Origin of the sequence: Superficieibacter sp. HKU1 (genome assembly GCF_029319185.1) — a bacterium.
Classification (GTDB): Bacteria; Pseudomonadota; Gammaproteobacteria; order Enterobacterales; family Enterobacteriaceae; genus Superficieibacter.
The window spans coordinates 164,217-184,253 of record NZ_CP119754.1 but is presented as its reverse complement, the minus strand read 5'-3'; the positions used below and the strand labels follow the sequence as shown (position 1 = coordinate 184,253).

The window sequence follows — 20,037 nt, the reverse complement described above, 5'->3', positions numbered from 1 at the left end:
ATGAAAATACTGGTGATCGGCCCGTCCTGGGTGGGCGACATGATGATGTCGCAGAGTCTTTACCGCACGCTCCGGGCGCGCTATCCCCAGGCCATTATTGACGTGATGGCACCCGCGTGGTGCCGTCCGCTGCTGTCCCGCATGCCGGAAGTGAATGAGGCAATTCCCATGCCGCTGGGTCACGGCGCGCTGGAGATCGGCGCGCGCCGCAAGCTGGGCCATAGCTTACGCAGCCGCCATTACGATCGCGCTTACGTCCTGCCAAACTCGTTTAAATCCGCACTGGTGCCGTTTTTTGCTGGTATTCCGCTTCGCAGCGGCTGGCGCGGCGAGATGCGCTACGGCCTGCTCAACGATGCGCGCGTCCTGGATAAACAGGCCTGGCCGCTAATGGTGGAGCGCTATGTGGCGCTGGCGTATGACAAAGGTACGATCACCAGTGCGAAGGATCTGCCGCAGCCGCTTTTATGGCCTGAGCTTCAGGTCAGCAATGACGAAAAATCAGCGACCTGCGAGGCGTTTGCATTATCGACAGAACGTCCGCTGGTAGGGTTTTGTCCCGGCGCGGAATTTGGCCCGGCCAAACGCTGGCCGCACTATCACTACGCAGAGCTGGCAAAACAACTCATTGATGAAGGCTATCAGGTGGTCCTGTTCGGCTCAGCGAAAGATCACGATGCGGGCAATGAAATCCTTGCCGCCTTAAACCTTGAACAGCAGGCGTGGTGCCGTAATCTGGCGGGCGAAACCCAACTCGAACAAGCCGTGATCCTGATTGCGGCCTGCAAAGCCGTGGTCAGTAACGACTCGGGATTGATGCACGTGGCCGCCGCGCTTGGCCGTCCGCTGGTCGCCCTGTATGGCCCCAGCAGCCCGGACTTTACGCCGCCGCTTTCTCACAAGGCGCGCGTCATTCGCCTGATTGAAGGTTATCACAAGGTACGAAAAGGCGATGCCGCCGAAGGTTATCACCAGAGCCTGATCGATATCACACCGCAACGCGTGCTGGATGAACTGAATGCGCTACTGCTTGATGAGGATGCCTGACGGATGCGGGTATTAATCGTAAAAACCTCATCAATGGGGGATGTCCTGCATACGCTTCCTGCTCTTACCGACGCCATGCATGCCGTGCCGGGCATTCGCTTTGACTGGGTGGTAGAAGAAGGCTTTGCTCAAATTCCTTCCTGGCATGAAACGGTCGATCGCGTATTGCCCGTGGCGATCCGCCGCTGGCGCAAAGCCTGGTTTTCCGCCGCCGTTAAAGCTGAACGCGCTACGTTTTCTCGCCGTTTACGTGAAGTGCACTATGATGCAATCATTGATGCGCAGGGGCTGGTGAAAAGTGCAGCGCTGGTAACCCGACTGGCCCATGGCGTGAAGCACGGTATGGACTGGAAGAGCGCCCGCGAACCGCTGGCAAGCCTCTTTTATAACCGCCGCCATTTTATTGCCAAACAGCAGCATGCCGTAGAGCGCACACGTGAACTGTTTGCCAAAAGTCTCGGTTATCGTCAACCGCAAACGCAGGGCGATTACGCGATTGCGCGGCACTTTTCGACTTATCCGAAGGCCGATAGTGAGCGTTATGCGGTATTTTTACATTCAACAACACGCGATGATAAGCACTGGCAAGAAGATCGCTGGCGTCAGTTAATTGACTTATTGCGTGATGCAGGCATACGCATCAAACTACCCTGGGGCGCGCCTCATGAGGAAGCGAGAGCGAAAAGGCTGGCGGAAGGATTTGACTATGTGGACGTATTGCCACGAATGAGTCTGGAAGAGATTGCGCGGATGCTCGCCGGGGCAAACGTTGTGGTTTCGGTCGATACTGGCCTGAGTCACCTGACGGCAGCGCTCGATCGTCCTAACATTACGCTTTATGGCCCGACCGATCCGGGGTTGATTGGCGGCTATGGCAAAAATCAGCTGGCGCTAAAGGCTCCAGGTCAGGAAACCCGTGAGATTTCACCTGAGATGGTTTTTGAGCATTTAACTAACCTGAGTGTATAAGATGACCTTAAAGGGATTGACCTTTTCTCCACTGGCAAAAAAAGCGTGTGAATGGACGCTGTGTACGGGCTTACTGGCTACCCTTTTTTCGCTTCTGTTGGTGAATGTTGATGTGGCCGCTAAATTATTTAGCGTGACTGCATTGGTTTCCCTGGTTTATATCGTTGCTGAAAGGAAGTTGCTCTCTTCAAAAAAAGCGCTGCTGATACTGGTTGGCGTCATTTTCCTGATAGGCATTTATAACGTCCTCTGGCTGGAGGTTTTTAAGCCAGAAAAAACCGTTTTTTCAGGCACATATCGCGCTTATTTATATGCAGCACGTATGCTTATCTGTGGTACGTTTGTTATCCTGGCATTCAGTATGATCAGACAAAACATGAAACGTTTTATTGTCCCTTGTCTGTCGATACTGCTTATAGCGACGGTAATTTATGCTGGAGTGGAAGATACGCATAATCAGCTCCCCCGAATTATGTTGGCTTTTAAAGTCGCCACAACGGCAGGCTATGCCGTCGCCCTCATCGGTATCGTATGCAGCGCGTGGCTCATTCAGCTAAAACCAAAGTTTTACTCGTTAATATTGGCCCTGATCTCGGCGTGCGTTTTAGTAACCCTGGCACTCAATGAAACCCGTGCAGCAATGCTGACCTATCCGCTTGTTATCTTGCTGATGTTGTTGGTAAATTACTCCCACTCAAGAAAAAAATTGCTGAGACGAGCAGCACTTTTTTTTGTCTTGCTAATGGCTTGTGGCGCAGTAATGAAAGATGTAATCCAGCAGCGTACACAAAATTTAATGAGTGATATTACGAGCTATCAAAATAATAATAGTAATACCTCTGTTGGTGCACGCCTTGCTATGTATCAGGTGGGTTTAGAAACGATGAAGTTAAATTTCATCGGGCAATCCATTGAAGACCGTCAGAACGCCATTACGACGATGATACAACAGCACCCCAATCTTTCAGGTGCTGCACCTTATCTGAACGTTCATTTGCATAATGAAGTTATCGAAACTCTTTCATTAAAAGGCATTGTCGGTACGTTACTGCTGCTCTTGCTCTACATTACGCTTATTTATTACTCAATCAGGCATAAAAACATATCGCTTTTTGTAGTGACACTTGCAATCATGTTGTTCGGCCTTTCCGATGTGTTGCTCTATTCCCGGGAAATGCCCATAGTTGCAATGTCGTGTATCGCACTTTGCGTATTATTACAACAGAATAAAGTTAATGATGAACGAAAAGCCTGTTCTTAGCATAATTATGGCGACACACAACAATGGCGTGCTGGCGTCAGATGCCATTATGTCTGTTATAAGTAATATCCCGCACAATTGTGAACTTTTGGTAATAAATGATGGTTCCACGGATGAATCAGACCAGATTATCCGCGAACTTACACACAAATATAATAACATACGTTACTATTACCAACCTAAGAGCGGCGTTTCCGTTGCGCGAAATCGGGGTATTGAACTCAGCAAGGGAGATTACCTCGCATTTATTGATGGGGACGATCTGTACAGCAAACATTTCTTTAGTGTGGTAATGCCTCTTTTGGAAAAGCGGCAATACGACATTATTGCATATGAAAATACTCGCGATCTCAGCGTATTTATGGCGGCCGAAAAAAGCAATCTCCAGTACAAGCCAGATACTCGCTACGAAGAGATTATGCAAAAAACTTTCAAAGCCTCACACTGGCAAGTATGGAGCCGTATCTTTAGTAAAGACATTATTGGAGATGACCGCTTCCCTGAGCACCTCTCCTACTTTGAAGACGTTTCATTTACTCCTTTTCAATATTTGAAAAGCAAGAATCTGTGTAAAGTAAACAGTATTCTGTATTATTACCGCAAGAATAGATTGAGCGTCACTGAAACGCATCAGGAAAATGACATCATGGATATGTCGTATGCGTTGAATAAATTTATTACCAGCGTGAAAGAGCATCCGGAGACGGCGTCACTGACCACTATGGCGATGATGAATTGCTATATTGAGCTCAGGAAAAAGACCAGAAAGATGCGTGGCTACTATAGCTATAGCCATGAAGAAATGCAGTTAATTGGCAAGCTTAAAGAAGCATGCCTGTATAAGAATATAGATACGAAGCATAAAAAATTCTATTTAAGGGTCAAACTTTATCAGTTTGATCTTTTCTTTTCACGGCTAAAATACAAATTACTGCCACGCTGGATTAGAAAACAATAGCGTAGCACCCGCGTCTACTTGACTAATTTTTAAGTAAAAATCCCTGGTTCCATGGAAGGAACACATAACGCGTCATCGTTAACGATTGTAGTCATCCCCTTGATAACATGTTATCATTGGCTATGATATTTTCGTTACAGGTGTAGTTATGTTTGGTAAGAATTTCATACTCAGCCAACAAACTTTTTCCGGCACCGTCATCACAACGTTACCCGCAAAACGACTTAATATTGCTTATGGGATCGACAAAAATTTCTTATTCGGTGCCTGTATTTCTGTCACATCAATACTTGAAAATAATAAAAATATCCCTTTAGCCTTTCATATTTTTTCTGATTATAATGACGAAGAAACCTGTAAGAAGTTAGAAGAACTGGCTACTCATTATCAGACTACAATCACATTGTATATTATCAATAATGATTGTCTTGCTGACTTCCCTTATACTATCCGTTATTCCTACGCGGCCTATTATCGTTTTCTTACCTGCGAATACCTTAAGTCACAGGCCGATAGCCTGGTATATCTGGATGCAGATATTATCTGTAAGGGTAGCGTAGAACCTCTGTTAAACCTGGATATCGAAGATAATATTGTTGCGGCCGTCATTGACGTCGAGATGATGCAGAAAAGAGCGGTACAGGTTTTTGGCTTTGAACCTGATACTTACTTTAACAGCGGTATGTTATATATCGATCTGAAAGCATGGCAAGAAAATAATATCCTGGAAAAAATTATCGCCATCTTCTCGGACGAAGCGCTTGCACCGAAGTTAACGTTCCCCGATCAGGACGCGCTCAATCTTCTGGTAAGAGGAAAAGTGAAGTTTCTCCACCGTGGTTACAACGCTTTCTATAACTTCGATGATGAACCAAAAATAAAACGGGCCGACCGCTATAAAGAGATCATAAATGATGACACGGTGTTTATTCATTATGTTGGCGTGACAAAACCTTGGTTCCAGTGGGCCAAAGATTACCCTGCCATAACGTATTTTAGCGAGATCTACAAAATTTCGCCGTGGCGTGACCAGCCGCTATACGACGCCAGAACATTAAAGCAGTTTAAAAAGAAATCGGTCCATCAAAAATATCTGGGCCACCGTTTTGAAGGCTTCAAAACTTATCTGGCCTATACCTGGAAGAAGATGAAAAAATAAGTAAAAAAAGCCACTGGTTTTGACGCCAGTGGCTTTTTTTATTTCGCTAATTTCTTTCTGATATAGCCTGCGTAATAGCGTAACCCTTCCAGCACCTGCCCTTTTTTGAAGGCGTCGCGCGCATATACCCGATAATCCGTTGCCCGCATTCGCCCGCTGTAGCTGCGCAGTGGAGCGTCGCGCCAGGCGGTGAAATTACGGTAGAAGAGATAGAGATGTTGACCGGTCCCCCGATGCTCTCTGTACCAGGGCTTACGCCCACCGGTAAAATGCATGATCACCGGAACCGATTCAGGATGATAAATAAAATCTTGTCGCTGCTCGTCATTCAGCAGCGTATAGAGCAGATTCCACTTCTTATCAATGAAAACAACGTTGTTTTCCAGAACGATATTTAACGCATCCTGATCGAGATACTTTAGCTGCCCTTTGCGCTCACGCAAGATATCCTGCGTTTTGCGCTCCACGTCATGTGCCAGCCAGGCGCGGCGGTTAATATAGAGAAAACCGGCATTAAAATAGCGGGCATCAGTCATACCAATACGCTGACTATTTTTACGGTTAATCTCCTGCGAGTTATCCGTCACCACCGCGCAGACCGTATTATCGATATCGACCGCACTGAGGGCAGCTAAAGAGGAAAAACAGAGCGTATCAACATCAAGGTAGACAAAGCGGGTGACATCTTCAGGCAGCAGACGCGGCACCAGCAGCCGGATATAGGTTGATTTATTGATATGCGCTAATGATGATTGCCCATCATATTTCTCAAGATCGGCATCTTCAATTTTATAAACTGAAATATTACCGGCCTGCGATCTGACTTTATCCAGCTGGTCTTCGCTGACATCATAAGAGAAGACATGGAAATGAACGTTGTTTGTCAGGTTATTATGATAAACCGACGCCAGAGAAGTCGCTAAGTATTCAATGTAATTGCCGTCAGAGCAAAAAACGACGTGAATGGTGGATTCCATACGTATTACAGCCCTTTCCGTTGCGTTCTTTCTTTGATCTTTTGCGCCCTGACCTGGGCACTGGCGATCAGACTGTGTTCATCACGCAGAATGTCACGCAGCGGCTTCGCAAAGTAGATTTTCATAAAATACAAAACATCCGCCCTGGTCAGGCCAATCTCCAGCGATGAAAAATAGAGCCCGATGAGATCTTTATTTCTCCAGCGCAACGGAACATGAGGACGAATCTGAGCGCGATGTAAATCGATGACCGATAGCTTTGGCGTATCCTGAGTAGGATCGTAAGGAAGATGCAGCAGGAAATGGCATAAATAGCAGTCGCGATGGTTAACGCCCGCCGCATGCATGTTCTTCACCATGGTTGCCAGATGGGCGATGAGTTTTCTTTTCGGTTTACACCCCGGCGGCTGGCTTTTCCAGTCAGCGCAATAATCTTCCAGACTAATGGTATTGGTTAATTCTTCAGTGATAATAAACGACGTGATCGTAACCGGGTTGGCTCCCTTCATACCAAAGGCCACGCCGTGCATGGTATCTACGCCAACCTCGGCCAGGCGATGAATAGCCTTCCATTCCCGGTCAGCGCCCAGCACCGGCAAACGAAACGACAGCAGGTTTTTCACCACTTCTTTTGTCGTGGTGCCGTAATGTATTTTGATGAAATAGCCAACATTCTCTATTTCAAAACGCAGCGTTTTACGGGTCTCAAGCGCCCGATAAACATGGCCGGTGAGCAGTTCTATTTCGTGGAAGGGATCTTTACCCTGCCACAGCGTTTTGAATGGTTCTTTTAATTCAACCATCTTTCCCACCATCATTCTGCATTGTTGTTAAAAAGGGTCTTTGCCGCAGGATATTGCGCTAACATTCTGTCCGCTGCAGCAATCACATCCTCTGCGGGGATGCAGGTCAAATAGCGGTAGCTACGATCGAGATCTTTGCGCAGCGGCATAGGTTTATAGTCCCCTGCCCAAATCAGCTCAAGCTTTTCCGTCCAGGGATGCCAGAAACGATGCTTGGTGGCTCCAAAAAGGCACACGACCGGGGTATCAACCGCTGCGGCAATATGGCCTGGCGCCGAATCGACGCCGATGAATAATGCGGCGTGGTCAATCAGCGCCGCCAGTTCAGGGAACGACGTTTTTCCGGCAAATTCCGTTACCGGCTTACGGTTACACTGCTGCACAATATCAGCAATAATATCCGCATCTTCTTTACCGGGTCCGGCTGTCAGTATCACCTCATAACCCCGCGCCATAAGATGATTAATCACTGCCGCAAACTTGTCGTTATCCCAGCACTTAAATATCTGCCTGGCCGTAGGCTGAATGGCGATATACTCTTTCGTCACTCCCAGCTCAGCCATTCTGGTTTTTAAGCGATCCCAGTGCCGGACGTCATAGCGCATTGAGGTGCGGGTAATCATCGGATCAATATCAAGCAGCGTCAGAATGGACAGGTTTTGCGGCACGATATGTTCGCCAGCGTCGTCGAGAGTTTTATCAAACGCGTTCATCCAGTAAGACGATTTGCGGCGGCCAAACGTAAAGCCGATTTTTGACCGGGCCGGAATGCAGCGAATGACGAAGCCCAGTAATTTCTGGCTTGAAAGATTAACGATCAGATCGTAGTTATTTTTTCGCAGCGCTTTAATGATGTGAAAAATATTAATGATTTTATTCAGCGCTGAGGATTTCTTATCTGCGATACCGTAAATTTTATGAAGATTTGGGTTTTCTGAGATGATTTGAACCGTAGAGTTATAAACCATCATATCGATTTCAGCATCAGGGTATTGCGCTTTCAACGTACTGATCACCGGCGTCGTTAGCAGGACATCTCCCTGAAACTTCAATTTGATAATCAGAATCTTTTTAAATTTACTCATGATTTTCCAGATAGTTACGCAAATTCACGGTGCTTATTACAGTGGCGCTTTATTTACCGGGATGACGATGCCATCACCATATCGGCCACTTTTTCCGGCAGACTATAAATGTCCTGGGTATCGGCATAATGCCGGGCATTTTCCGCCCACTGGCGTCGCTGCGTCTCGTCTGTAGCGGCCTTTAACAGCGCTGCATTAAGTTGATCCTGACTGAACGGCTCGGCAATCACCACGCCGCACTGCGCTTTATCAATATAGTGCGCATAGCCGCAGACTTCGGTCGTCAATACGGGCAGCCCGGCAGCAATGGCTTCCAGTAGCACAATACCGGCCGCTTCCTGATAGGCCGGATGGATCAGCACATCTGCCGCCATCATCAGGTTCGAGACGTCATTTCGGCCCGCGTAAAACCAGACCCGGTTTTTAACGCCAAGTTGGGAGGCCAGCGCGTCAAATTTGCCCGGTTTATCCTGCCCCACCACCACCAGTCTGGCATTTGCTTTGAAAGCGTCGGGCAGCGCGGCAAAGGCTCTGATGCTGCGATCAACCCCCTTGCGGGAGAAGTCTGATCCGACCTGCAACAGCAAAAATTCATCGGCACCGATGTTATTTTCCCGACGAAACGTTTCACGGCAGTCCGGGGCATGAGCGCTGTATTTGCGGTCAGGGTAGATCCCCGGCGGCAGAATATGAAAACGCGCCTCTTCGGTGCCGTAATGCTTTTTGAAATCGTTAATTTGCCGATCGGTCAGCATCAGCAATTCTGTTTTTGCACCTTTGCGAAAAACGGCCTCTTCAAAGGCAGCAAAGTGGCGATAGCGGGGGGTCAGCTTGTAAAAGAAGCCTTTTTCTCTGGCGACCTTTTCGGCATAACAGACGTCGGCGGCATAGTAGATATCCAGGCCCGGCATCTTATTGAAGCCAATCACTTTATCGACCGGATGCTGCCGTAAATGTTGCTGGACCCACTGATAATATTCTTTGTTTTTACCATGATTGGTTGAGGCAGTTGCCGGTACTGTCACAATCTCCACATCATCCGGGCGCTCCCCCTGCCAGGAAAGCACATACACCCGAACCCTGGCACCGCGTTGTGAAACGGTTTTTGCAATGCGCAGGAAATCGCGCTGCAAGCCGCCAAAGGGGAAATATTTATACAAGCAAAACGCGATGATCATGCTGACTCCCTGCCCAACATTTCGTGATAAAAAAGAATGAACTCAGCAGGCTACGCATGCAGCCCGCCGCAGCTACCGCGGCAAAAATGACATGGCTTTGCCTGCGGACACGCTACCGCTCAGGCTTACAGCTACCTGCCCGCTATCCACAACAATTTAGCGATACAGTGTATCATTACTTGTCCTGCAAGCCGATATGAATGTTTTTTAACCTGATAACAAAACAATGCTTATAAAAACAACCGCATAAAAAATGCCACCGCCTTAGAATATTCATTTTAGCGATGACAAATAATCTCGATTAAACGTTAAAATATGGCGATAAAATTTAAAAAATACGGCCTCAGGGCTGCGTTTTGGTGGCTGTTTACCCTCACCTAAGCCAAATTCCGCAAAAGTAATGGCAAAGGCTCCCCTAAAAACTTAGAATCCCCAGCACATTCATTAGTCAATTACATCCTATGCTGCAATTGCTTTACACCACATTGCTTTACCTTATTCAGCCGCTCATTTGGGTACGGCTTTGGGTGCGTGGTCGTAAAGCTCCGGCATATCGCAAACGTTGGGGCGAGCGCTACGGTTTTTACCGCACGCCGCTGAAGCCTGGCGGTATCATGCTGCACTCGGTTTCGGTCGGTGAAACGCTCGCGGCAATCCCGCTGGTGCGGGCATTGCGTCATCGCTACCCTGAGCTTCCCATTACGGTCACCACCATGACGCCGACCGGCTCTGAACGTGTCCAGTCCGCATTCGGTAAAGACGTCCAGCACGTCTATCTGCCTTACGATCTGCCGGACGCTATTAACCGCTTCCTGGATAAGGTCAACCCGAAACTGGTGTTGATCATGGAGACGGAACTGTGGCCGAACCTCATTACGGCGCTTTATAAGCGTAAAACGCCGCTGGTCATCGCTAACGCGCGTCTCTCGGCACGCTCGGCCAACGGCTATGGCAAGCTGGGCAAATTCATCAAAACGCTGCTGCGCCGGATCACCCTGATTGCGGCGCAGAATGAAGAGGACGGCGAACGTTTTATTCAGCTTGGCGCCAAACGTAACCAGCTTACCGTCACCGGCAGCCTGAAGTTCGACATTTCGGTGACGCCGCAGCTGGCGGCAAAAGCCATTACGCTGCGTCGCCAGTGGGCACCTCGCCGCCCGGTGTGGATTGCCACCAGTACTCACGATGGTGAAGAGAGCGTGGTGCTGGCTGCGCATCAGGCGCTGCTGCAACAATTCCCTGACCTGCTGCTCATTCTGGTCCCGCGTCATCCTGAACGTTTCCCGGATGCGGTGAATCTCGTGCGTCAGGCGGGCCTGAGCTATACCACGCGTTCCTCGGGTGAAGTGCCCTCCGGCAGTACCCAGGTGGTGGTGGGCGATACCATGGGTGAATTAATGCTGCTGTATGGCATTGCCGATCTGGCTTTCGTTGGCGGCTCGCTGGTTGAACGTGGCGGCCATAATCCGCTGGAACCTGCCGCTCACGCCATTCCGGTGTTGATGGGCCCGCATACCTTTAATTTTAAAGATATCTGCGCACGCCTGGAGCAGGCGGATGGCCTGATCACCGTTGAGGATGCGCCTTCCCTGACCAAAGAAATTGCCTCGTTGCTGACGGACGAAGATTATCGTAATTACTATGGGCATCATGCCGTAGAAGTCCTGCACCAGAACCAGGGCGCGTTACAACGGCTTCTGCATCTGCTACAACCGTATCTGCCACCCAAAACGCATTGAGGGCTGTTATGCAAAGACGGGCAATTTATCCGGGAACGTTCGATCCCATTACCAATGGCCATATTGATATCGTCACCCGCGCGACCATGATGTTCGATCAGGTGGTACTCGCCATTGCCGCCAGCCCGAGTAAGAAACCGATGTTTACCCTCGAAGAGCGCGTAGCGTTGGCGAAAGAGGCAACATCGCATCTGTCAGGCGTTGAGGTGATAGGATTCAGCGATTTGATGGCCAATTTCGCCCGCGACCAGCAGGCGAACATCCTGATCCGCGGCCTGCGCGCAGTGGCGGATTTTGAGTATGAAATGCAGCTGGCGCATATGAATCGCCATTTGATGCCGGAACTGGAAAGCGTCTTCCTGATGCCGTCAAAAGAGTGGTCGTTTATCTCTTCGTCGCTGGTAAAAGAGGTCGCGCGTCACGCGGGCGACGTGACGCATTTTCTGCCTGCCAGCGTCCATCAGGCGCTGATGGACAAGCTCAGGTAATTTACTTCTGGCACTGGCGGCAGTAAAACGTCGCCCGCTGTGCGTGCTTCGCTGCCACAATCGGGGTTCCACAAACGTGGCACGGTTCGCCTTTACGTCCATACACCTGGAGCTGCTGGGCGAAATAGCCCGGCTTGCCATCGCTCTGTAAGAAGTCCTTCAGCGTCGTTCCGCCCTGCTCTATTGAACGCAGCAGCACCGCTTTAATAACCCGCACCAGCAGTTCGCACTCGTCACGTGATAGCGATGACGCCAGCCGATCCGGATGGATCCCGGCGGCGAACAGCGATTCGCTGGCGTAAATATTGCCGACGCCCACCACCAGCCTGTTATCCATCAGCCAGGGTTTAATCGCAGTTTTCTTCTTTGCGCATTTCTGTTGCAGATAGTCGGCGTTAAACGCATCGCTGAGCGGCTCCGGTCCCAGGTGCGCCAGTACGTTATGCCCTTCCAGTTCTTTGGTCCACAGCCAGGCGCCAAAGCGCCGGGGATCGGTATAGCGCAGCACTTTACCGTTGCTCATCACCATATCGACATGGTCATGCTTTTCTGCCGGCCGTTCTTCCGTGAGAATGCGCAAACTGCCTGACATTCCCAGATGGATGATGATCCAGCCGTCCGGCAACTCCAGCAGCAGGTATTTCGCGCGCCGCTGCACGCTGAGCACCGGTTTGTCACTCAGGGTATGGATTTCGTCTGACACCGGCCAGCGCAGGCGTCCGTTGCGGACAATGACGTGAAGGATGGTCTCGCCCACCAGATGCGGTTCAATTCCGCGACGGCTGGTCTCAACTTCAGGTAATTCAGGCATTTTTATGTTCTCCAGGGCCAGAAAACAGAAAACCCCGCCGGAGCGGGGTTTTCATACAATCCACTAAAATTACTTGATTTTAGCTTCTTTGTATAAAACGTGCTGACGGACAACAGGATCGAATTTTTTCAGTTCCAGTTTTTCCGGTTTAGTACGCTTGTTCTTCGTGGTGGTGTAGAAGTGACCAGTACCAGCGGAAGAAACCAGCTTGATTTTCTCACGAATACCTTTAGCCATGATTTATTTCCTCTAAGTACTTAGTACTTTTCGCCGCGGGCACGCAGTTCAGAAAGAACTGTATCAATGCCTTTTTTATCGATTACACGCATACCTTTAGCAGATACACGCAGGGTGACAAAACGCTTCTCGCTCTCAACCCAAAAACGGTGAGAGTGCAGGTTCGGCAGAAAACGGCGTTTAGTCGCGTTCAGTGCGTGGGAACGGTTGTTACCGGTCACCGGACGCTTGCCAGTAACTTGGCAGACTCGGGACATTTCTATTCTCCAAAAATCAAATTAGCTCGAGCTTCGTATGGGGTATTGACGCCTCGTCAGGCTGTAAAGCCCGGTCCTGGCGGTTCTAAGTGAACTCGCGATTACCAGGCCCAAATGCCAAACCCGAGATTCTCAAAGGTGGCGTAGTATACGCTGAGTCGGCGGTGTGCTCAAGTCCCGAACAGACAAAGATCCCGATGGATCGCGCGATCCGGGCTAAATTAAGCCCCTTTCCGCAAAGGAAACGTACTCACCACGTCCAATCACCAGGTGATCAAGTACGCGAATATCCATTAGCTGACAGCAGCTTACCACACGTTCGGTGATCATTTTATCAGCTTTACTTGGTTCGGCGTTACCCGAAGGATGATTATGTGCGAGGATCACGGCAGCGGCGTTGACGTTGATGGCTTCTCGTACAATTTCGCGCGGATGCACTTCGACATGGCTTAGCGTACCGGAAAACAGGCGACGATGTTTGAGTATTCGATTCTGGTTATCGAGATAAATTGCCATAAAGACTTCACGATTTTCACCTGTAAACTGGCTTTTTAAAAACTCTCGCGTTAGCTCAGGACTGTATAGCCCCCTCTTTTCCCGCAGGCGTTCGTTATAACAGCGGCGGGCCAGTTCTGCGATGGCTCTTAGCTGGCAATATTTCGCAATGCCGATACCTTCTATTTGGTCGAATTGCTTCCAGTCTGCCGACATCAGCTGCGAAAGCGTATCAAAATGACGCAATAATTCCGTTGCCAGCGTCATGACGTGTTTACCTCGTGCACCGGTACGCAAAAACAGCGCCAGCAGTTCCACTTCGCTGAGCGTTTCAACGCCATAACGCCGAAGTTTTTCCCGCGGCAACTTTTCCCGTTCTTCTCTGGACATCTTCATATGGCGTCTCCCTTTGCACCCGCCGCTATGCTGCCATAGGGTATTTTCCGCTTCGACCTGCGTTTTCAACTCTTGCGTAGCGCCTCGCAAAGTGAATGATCCCGGACCGCACGATACAAAAGGTTTGTGATAAAATGCTCAGCTTCTGGTGCAATCCAACAGGAAAGAATCATGATGAGCCTGGCCGGTAAAAAAATCGTTCTCGGCGTGAGCGGCGGCATTGCCGCCTATAAAACGCCTGAGCTGGTACGTCGCCTGCGCGATCGCGGGGCGGATGTGCGCGTGGCGATGACCGACGCCGCCAAAGCGTTTATTACTCCTTTGAGCCTGCAGGCCGTTTCAGGTTATCCCGTTTCTGACAGCCTGCTCGACCCGGCAGCCGAAGCGGCGATGGGGCATATCGAACTGGGCAAATGGGCCGATCTGGTGATTCTGGCTCCGGCCACCGCCGATTTGCTGGCGCGCGTCGCCGCGGGTATGGCCAACGATTTGGTTTCTACCATCTGCCTGGCGACGCCTTCCCCCGTTGCGGTGGTGCCCGCCATGAATCAGCAGATGTACCGTGCCGCCGCGACACAGCATAATTTACGCGTTCTGGCCGACCGCGGGCTGCTGATCTGGGGGCCGGATAGCGGCAGTCAGGCGTGCGGCGATGTCGGACCGGGACGCATGCTCGATCCGCTAACCATTGTTGATATGGCTACCGCGCACTTCTCGCCAGTCAACGATCTGCAACATCTGAATATTATGATTACTGCGGGTCCCACCCGCGAACCGCTGGATCCCGTACGCTATATCTCCAATCACAGCTCCGGCAAAATGGGGTTTGCTATCGCTGCCGCTGCCGCCAAACGCGGAGCGAAGGTTACGCTGGTTGCCGGTCCCGTGTCCCTGCCAACGCCGCCACTGGTACAGCGTGTTGACGTCACCACGGCGCTGGAAATGGAAGCAGCGGTGCAGGCAGGCGTTCAGCAGCAGCATATTTTTATCGGCTGCGCTGCCGTGGCGGACTACCGCGCTGCCGCCGTCGCCGATGAAAAAATTAAGAAGCAAGGCGATGAATTAACAATAAAAATGGTCAAAAACCCGGATATCGTCGCCGGAGTCGCCGCACTTACCGATCGCCGGCCTTATGTTGTTGGGTTTGCCGCCGAAACAAATAATGTGGAAGAATACGCCCGGCAAAAGCGAACCCGCAAAAACCTTGATTTAATCTGTGCAAATGATGTTTCGCTTTCTAATCAAGGATTTAATAGCGACAGCAATGCATTGCACCTTTTCTGGCAGGAGGGAGATAAAGTTTTACCGCTTGAGCGGAAAGCGCTCCTTGGCCAATTATTACTCGACGAGATCGTGACCCGTTATGATGAAAAAAATCGACGTTAAGATTCTGGACCCGCGCGTAGGTGAACAGTTCCCACTGCCCACCTATGCCACCTCCGGCTCGGCCGGCCTTGATCTGCGCGCCTGCCTTGACGACGCCCTTGAACTGGCGCCGGGCGAAACCGCGCTGCTGCCTACCGGGCTGGCGATTCATATCGCCGATCCGTCGCTCGCGGCGGTGATGCTGCCCCGCTCCGGTCTTGGTCACAAGCACGGCATTGTATTGGGCAATCTGGTGGGTCTGATTGATTCCGACTATCAGGGGCAACTGATGGTCTCTATCTGGAACCGCGGCCAGAACGCTTTCACTATCGAACCTGGCGAGCGCATCGCTCAGATGGTGTTTGTCCCGGTGGTACAGGCTGAATTCAATCTGGTGGAATCGTTTGACGCCACCGATCGTGGCGAAGGCGGCTTCGGGCACTCCGGGCGTAAATAAAACGTAACGCATCCCACCGCGCAAAAAGGCTATAACATCGCCGCAAACCCTGAGTTTGCGGTCGCTGTGTGGATGCTCGCCTGACTATTGCTTATTTTCAGGGGTATTTTGCAACATGGCAGAAAAACAAACTGCGAAAAGGAACCGTCGCGAAGAAATACTTCAATCTCTGGCGCTGATGCTCGAATCCAGTGATGGTAGTCAACGTATCACTACGGCGAAACTGGCCGCCTCGGTAGGCGTTTCTGAAGCGGCGCTGTATCGTCATTTTCCCAGCAAGACGCGCATGTTCGATAGTCTGATTGAGTTTATCGAAGATAGCCTGATTACCCGCATCAATCTGATCCTTAAGGATGAAAAGGATACGACCGCGCGTCTGCGCCTGATCGTACAGCTGATTCTGGGGTTTGGTGAGCGTAATCCGGGGCTAACGCGCATCCTGACCGGTCATGCCCTGATGTTCGAGCAGGACAGGCTACAGGGGCGTATTAGCCAGCTTTTTGAGCGAATTGAAGCTCAGTTGCGGCAGGTGATGCGGGAAAAGCGCATGCGTGAAGGCGAAGGCTATGTAACGGATGAAACGCTGCTTGCCAGTCAGCTGCTGGCCTTCTGCGAAGGCATGCTGTCGCGCTTTGTGCGCAGCGAGTTTAAATATCGCCCGACGGAAGATTTTGACGCCCGCTGGCCGCTGATTGCCGCGCAGCTACAGTAATACCGTCTATGCAGCCTGCCCGGGCTGCATTATTCGCATCTTTGTAAGAAACCCCAGGTTAATTCGTTGAATTGCCAGATGCTTTCTGTCTTTGCTCCCTCCTACTATCCATTGAACTGTATCGTTTAGCGGCTACGGAGAGGATCAATGGCAACATCACGGCGGGAATTGTTAAAACTGAGCGGTCTTGCCACCGCCACATTACTGTTAAGCCAAAAAAGTATTGCTGGCTGGACACCGTCCGGGCGCTATCCCGATCCACGCGTCACTGCCATTGATGATAGCTTTCGGAAATATATGGTCGCCAGCGCGAAGGTGGAGCAAATCGCCACGGGCTTTCGCTGGGCGGAAGGCCCGGTCTGGTTTGGCGATATGCAGATGCTGTTATGGAGCGACATTCCCAATAACGCCATTATGCGCTGGGATGAGGTTTCCGGAGCAACCAGCGTATTCCGTCGCCCAGCCAATAATGCGAACGGCCATGCCCGTGACCGTCAGGGACGGCTGATTAGCTGTGAGCACGATACGCGGCGCATCACCCGCACTGAATACGACGGAACCATTACCGTGCTGGCTGATAGCGTTGACGGTAAGCCACTTAACTCGCCCAACGATATTGTCGTGAAATCTGATGGTTCCATCTGGTTTACCGATCCGCCCTTTGGTATTACCGGCTTCTATGAAGGCCATAAAGCCGAGCCGCAACTGCCGCAAAACGTTTATCGGCTCGATCCGCAAAGCCGTCAATTAGAGGTGGTTCTTGGTGACGTTAAAGGCCCTAACGGCCTGTGCTTTTCACCTGACGAAAAAATACTGTACGTTGTCGAAAGCCGTGCCGCGCCAAACCGCTTAATCCTGGCCTATGACGTGGTGAATAACGCGCTGCAAAACAAGCGAACGCATATTGACTGCGGCAATGGTACGGCGGACGGCATCGCCTGCGATGTGGACGGCAATCTGTGGTGCGGCTGGGGCACCGGTACTGAAGAACTTGATGGCGTGCGGGTATTCAACGTTCAGGGGAAACATATCGGAACCGTTCAATTACCGGAACGTTGCGCCAACCTCTGTTTTGGCGGCGAGCAGCGTAATCGGCTGTTTATGGCCTCCAGCACGTCCATCTATTCCCTGTTTGTAAATACGCAGGGCGCGAAGCTGATCTAAAAATGCCCCGGCAGCCATCCTGCCGGGGAATGATTTACACCCCGTACGCTTCCCGATAGGCGCGCACCGACGCCAGAGACGCTGCCATCTCCGGCTTCTCTTCCAGATACGCAATCAGCTCTTTTAACGTGATGATGGAAATCACCTTGCAGCCATAGTCGCGTTCCACTTCCTGAATCGCGGAAATCTCGCCGCGGCCGCGTTCCTGTCGATCCAGCGAAATCAGCACGCCAGCCAGCTCTGCGCCATTGGCCTGGATAATCTCCATCGATTCACGGATAGCGGTACCGGCAGTAATAACGTCATCCACCAGCATGACTTTTCCCTGAAGCGGGCTGCCCACCAGATTACCGCCTTCGCCGTGATCTTTAGCTTCTTTACGGTTAAAGCAGTACGGCAGGTCGCGATCGTGATGCTCCGCCAGCGCGACCGCCGTGGTCGTCGCAATCGGAATGCCTTTGTAAGCAGGACCAAACAGCAGATCGAAATCGATACCAGAATCGACCAGCGCTTCGGCATAGAAACGGCCAAGCAGTGCCAGATCGCGCCCGGTATTAAACAGTCCGGCGTTGAAGAAATAGGGACTCTTACGTCCGGATTTCAGCGTGAATTCGCCAAACTTCAGTACCTGCTTGCTGAGCGCAAATTCAATAAACTGGCGCTGATACGGTTTCATGTCGATACTCCTCCAGGTTTCATTTTTCAGGCAAAAAAAAGGCGACCTCTCAGTCGCCTTAACATCAATTTTCTAACGCCGCCTTCTGCGTGGCGACAATGGATTCTATTCCCCCCCGGGCCAGCGTCAGCAGGGTGAGAAGCTCTTCGTGAGTGAACGGTTCGCCTTCTGCCGTCCCCTGTACTTCAATAATGCGACCGTCTTCGGTCATCACCACGTTCATATCGGTTTCGGCGGCGGAATCTTCAACGTATTCCAGATCGCAGACCGCTTCACCATTGACGATACCCACGGAGACCGCAGCTACCATCCCTTTCAGCGGGTTGGTTTTCAGCTTGCCTGCCGCGACCAGTTTGTTCAGCGCATCGGCCAGCGCCACGCAGGCACCGGTAATTGACGCCGTCCGCGTGCCGCCATCGGCCTGAATCACGTCGCAGTCGAGGGTAATGGTGAATTCACCAAGCGCTTTTAAATCCACCGCCGCACGAAGCGCGCGTGCGATAAGACGCTGAATTTCCATGGTGCGGCCGCCCTGTTTACCCTTCGCCGCTTCGCGGGCGTTACGGGTATGGGTCGAACGCGGCAGCATGCCATACTCGGCGGTGATCCAGCCCTGGCCCTGACCTTTCAGGAAGCGCGGCACACCTTCATCAATGGACGCGGTGCACAGCACTTTGGTATCACCGAATTCGACCAGCACGGAGCCTTCTGCGTGTTTTGTGTAATTACGGGTCAGGGTGACGGGACGCACCTGATTGACGCTACGACCTGCTGGACGCATGTGATTTCTCCGGCTTGAAACGAATGTGGCTGCGCATTATACGGACTTCCGGCGGTTATTCCTATCCTGCCAGGGCAGTGAAAGCTATAATCCTTCCATCTCTCCTTTAAAAACAGGAACGTTTATGATCCGCAGTATGACCGCTTATGCCCGCCGTGAAATCAAGGGCGAATGGGGCAGCGCCACCTGGGAAATGCGCTCGGTAAACCAGCGTTATCTGGAAACCTGGTTTCGTCTGCCGGAGCAGTTTCGTAGCCTTGAACCGGTCGTACGCGAGCGTATTCGCACCCGTCTGACGCGCGGTAAAGTCGAGTGCAGTCTGCGCTTCGAACCGGACGCCAGCGCGCAAGGAGAGCTGATCCTCAACGAAAAACTGGCAAAACAGCTGGTAGCATCAGCGAACTGGGTCAAAATGCAGAGCGATGAAGGTGAAATCAATCCGGTAGATATCCTGCGCTGGCCGGGCGTGATGGCGGCTCAGGAGCAGGATCTGGATGCGATCGCCAGTGAAATCCTCGCCGCGCTGGATAGCACGCTGGATGACTTTATCGTTGCCCGCGAAACCGAAGGTCAGGCGCTGAAAGGCTTAATCGAACAGCGGCTGGATGGCGTCAGCGCCGAAGTCGCTAAAGTGCGCGCCCATATGCCGGAGATTTTACAGTGGCAGCGCGAGCGTCTGGTCGCCAAACTGGAAGATGCGCAGGTTCAGCTGGAAAATAACCGTCTTGAGCAGGAGCTGGTGCTGATGGCGCAGCGCATCGACGTGGCAGAAGAGCTTGATCGCCTAGAAGCACATGTCAAAGAAACCTGGAACATCCTGAAGAAAAAAGAAGCCGTCGGTCGCCGCCTGGATTTTATGATGCAGGAGTTCAACCGTGAATCGAATACGCTGGCCTCAAAGTCAATCAATGCTGAGGTGACCAACTCTGCGATTGAATTGAAAGTGTTGATTGAGCAGATGCGGGAACAGATTCAGAATATCGAGTAACGTTTCACGCGATCTCGCTTAGTCTCACTAAGTC

General features: G+C 51.1%; 22 protein-coding genes. 12 read left to right on the top strand and 10 right to left on the bottom strand.

Translation table 11 applies throughout. The annotated features are described in order from the left end of the window. From rfaF to P0H77_RS00900, 5 genes are all read left to right on the top strand, one after another. Positions 1 to 1,047: an ADP-heptose--LPS heptosyltransferase RfaF gene (gene rfaF, locus P0H77_RS00920; RefSeq protein WP_276161146.1), complete on the top strand. Its 1,047-nt coding sequence runs from the start codon at positions 1 to 3 to the stop codon at positions 1,045 to 1,047. Between the two features lie 3 nt (positions 1,048 to 1,050). Continuing rightward, positions 1,051 to 2,016 carry a lipopolysaccharide heptosyltransferase RfaC gene (gene rfaC, locus P0H77_RS00915; protein WP_276161144.1) on the top strand — a complete coding sequence of 322 codons (966 nt, stop codon included), beginning with the start codon at positions 1,051 to 1,053 and terminating at the stop codon, positions 2,014 to 2,016. A gap of 1 nt (position 2,017) precedes the next feature. Continuing rightward, on the top strand, positions 2,018 to 3,277 hold the full coding sequence (locus P0H77_RS00910; RefSeq protein ID WP_276161143.1) for an O-antigen ligase family protein: 1,260 nt from the start codon (positions 2,018 to 2,020) through the stop codon (positions 3,275 to 3,277). After that, the gene (locus tag P0H77_RS00905; RefSeq protein WP_276161142.1) at positions 3,252 to 4,235 is read left to right on the top strand and encodes a glycosyltransferase family 2 protein; all 984 of its coding nucleotides are present in this window, start codon (positions 3,252 to 3,254) and stop codon (positions 4,233 to 4,235) included. Before P0H77_RS00910 ends, P0H77_RS00905 begins: the two co-directional genes overlap by 26 nt. A gap of 148 nt (positions 4,236 to 4,383) precedes the next feature. Next, positions 4,384 to 5,394: a glycosyltransferase gene (locus P0H77_RS00900; protein ID WP_276161140.1), complete on the top strand. Its 1,011-nt coding sequence runs from the start codon at positions 4,384 to 4,386 to the stop codon at positions 5,392 to 5,394. Between the two features lie 38 nt (positions 5,395 to 5,432). On the opposite strand, the gene P0H77_RS00895 is transcribed toward P0H77_RS00900, so the two are convergent. From P0H77_RS00895 to P0H77_RS00880, 4 genes are read right to left on the bottom strand one after another with little or no spacing between them, the layout of a single operon-like run. Continuing rightward, positions 5,433 to 6,371, bottom strand: coding sequence for a glycosyltransferase family 8 protein (locus P0H77_RS00895; protein WP_276161135.1), 939 nt, complete (start codon positions 6,369 to 6,371; stop codon positions 5,433 to 5,435). 5 nt (positions 6,372 to 6,376) lie between these two features. Next, positions 6,377 to 7,174 (bottom strand): lipopolysaccharide core heptose(I) kinase RfaP, encoded by a 798-nt coding sequence (gene rfaP / locus P0H77_RS00890; protein ID WP_276161133.1) that lies wholly within the window; start codon positions 7,172 to 7,174, stop codon positions 6,377 to 6,379. An 11-nt stretch (positions 7,175 to 7,185) separates the two neighbouring features. Continuing rightward, entirely contained in the window at positions 7,186 to 8,259 is a 1,074-nt protein-coding gene (gene rfaQ / locus P0H77_RS00885) for a lipopolysaccharide core heptosyltransferase RfaQ (protein ID WP_276161132.1), read from the bottom strand. 53 nt (positions 8,260 to 8,312) lie between these two features. Further along, a complete protein-coding gene (locus P0H77_RS00880; RefSeq protein ID WP_276161131.1) occupies positions 8,313 to 9,437 on the bottom strand; it encodes a glycosyltransferase family 4 protein in 1,125 nt (374 codons plus the stop codon). 461 nt (positions 9,438 to 9,898) lie between these two features. Between P0H77_RS00880 and waaA the strand changes: the two genes are divergently transcribed. Together waaA and coaD are read left to right on the top strand one after the other, a co-directional pair. Beyond that, positions 9,899 to 11,176, top strand: a complete 1,278-nt coding sequence (gene waaA / locus P0H77_RS00875; protein WP_276161129.1) for a lipid IV(A) 3-deoxy-D-manno-octulosonic acid transferase — start codon at positions 9,899 to 9,901, stop codon at positions 11,174 to 11,176. An 8-nt stretch (positions 11,177 to 11,184) separates the two neighbouring features. Next, positions 11,185 to 11,664 (top strand): pantetheine-phosphate adenylyltransferase, encoded by a 480-nt coding sequence (coaD, locus tag P0H77_RS00870; RefSeq protein WP_276161127.1) that lies wholly within the window; start codon positions 11,185 to 11,187, stop codon positions 11,662 to 11,664. A gap of 1 nt (position 11,665) precedes the next feature. Here coaD and mutM read toward each other — a convergent pair whose 3' ends face one another. From mutM to radC, 4 genes are all read right to left on the bottom strand, one after another. Continuing rightward, on the bottom strand, positions 11,666 to 12,475 hold the full coding sequence (mutM, locus tag P0H77_RS00865; protein ID WP_276161120.1) for a bifunctional DNA-formamidopyrimidine glycosylase/DNA-(apurinic or apyrimidinic site) lyase: 810 nt from the start codon (positions 12,473 to 12,475) through the stop codon (positions 11,666 to 11,668). A gap of 69 nt (positions 12,476 to 12,544) precedes the next feature. Continuing rightward, positions 12,545 to 12,712, bottom strand: a complete 168-nt coding sequence (gene rpmG, locus P0H77_RS00860) for a 50S ribosomal protein L33 (protein WP_003024094.1) — start codon at positions 12,710 to 12,712, stop codon at positions 12,545 to 12,547. A 20-nt stretch (positions 12,713 to 12,732) separates the two neighbouring features. Next, positions 12,733 to 12,969, bottom strand: a complete 237-nt coding sequence (gene rpmB / locus P0H77_RS00855) for a 50S ribosomal protein L28 (RefSeq protein ID WP_002436699.1) — start codon at positions 12,967 to 12,969, stop codon at positions 12,733 to 12,735. A gap of 216 nt (positions 12,970 to 13,185) precedes the next feature. Continuing rightward, positions 13,186 to 13,854, bottom strand: coding sequence for a DNA repair protein RadC (gene radC / locus P0H77_RS00850; protein ID WP_276165214.1), 669 nt, complete (start codon positions 13,852 to 13,854; stop codon positions 13,186 to 13,188). Between the two features lie 180 nt (positions 13,855 to 14,034). Here radC and coaBC point away from each other — a divergent pair, with 180 nt between their 5' ends. The 4 genes from coaBC to P0H77_RS00830 all read left to right on the top strand — a co-directional run bounded on the left by coaBC (position 14,035) and on the right by P0H77_RS00830 (position 17,558). Further along, a complete protein-coding gene (gene coaBC / locus P0H77_RS00845) occupies positions 14,035 to 15,246 on the top strand; it encodes a bifunctional phosphopantothenoylcysteine decarboxylase/phosphopantothenate--cysteine ligase CoaBC (RefSeq protein WP_276165213.1) in 1,212 nt (403 codons plus the stop codon). Beyond that, positions 15,224 to 15,682, top strand: a complete 459-nt coding sequence (gene dut / locus P0H77_RS00840; protein ID WP_276161030.1) for a dUTP diphosphatase — start codon at positions 15,224 to 15,226, stop codon at positions 15,680 to 15,682. Before coaBC ends, dut begins: the two co-directional genes overlap by 23 nt. Before the next feature lie 115 nt (positions 15,683 to 15,797). Continuing rightward, on the top strand, positions 15,798 to 16,394 hold the full coding sequence (slmA, locus tag P0H77_RS00835) for a nucleoid occlusion factor SlmA (protein ID WP_276161028.1): 597 nt from the start codon (positions 15,798 to 15,800) through the stop codon (positions 16,392 to 16,394). 147 nt (positions 16,395 to 16,541) lie between these two features. Continuing rightward, positions 16,542 to 17,558, top strand: a complete 1,017-nt coding sequence (locus tag P0H77_RS00830) for an SMP-30/gluconolactonase/LRE family protein (protein WP_276161026.1) — start codon at positions 16,542 to 16,544, stop codon at positions 17,556 to 17,558. A gap of 34 nt (positions 17,559 to 17,592) precedes the next feature. Here the strand turns inward: P0H77_RS00830 and pyrE are convergent, their stop codons facing one another. Beyond that, positions 17,593 to 18,234 carry an orotate phosphoribosyltransferase gene (pyrE, locus tag P0H77_RS00825; RefSeq protein WP_276161024.1) on the bottom strand — a complete coding sequence of 214 codons (642 nt, stop codon included), beginning with the start codon at positions 18,232 to 18,234 and terminating at the stop codon, positions 17,593 to 17,595. A gap of 64 nt (positions 18,235 to 18,298) precedes the next feature. Then, positions 18,299 to 19,015 (bottom strand): ribonuclease PH, encoded by a 717-nt coding sequence (gene rph / locus P0H77_RS00820; RefSeq protein WP_276161022.1) that lies wholly within the window; start codon positions 19,013 to 19,015, stop codon positions 18,299 to 18,301. Positions 19,016 to 19,139: 124 nt separating this feature from the next. Between rph and P0H77_RS00815 the strand changes: the two genes are divergently transcribed. After that, a complete protein-coding gene (locus P0H77_RS00815) occupies positions 19,140 to 20,003 on the top strand; it encodes a YicC/YloC family endoribonuclease (RefSeq protein ID WP_276161020.1) in 864 nt (287 codons plus the stop codon). The last annotated feature ends 34 nt before the right edge of the window (positions 20,004 to 20,037 follow it).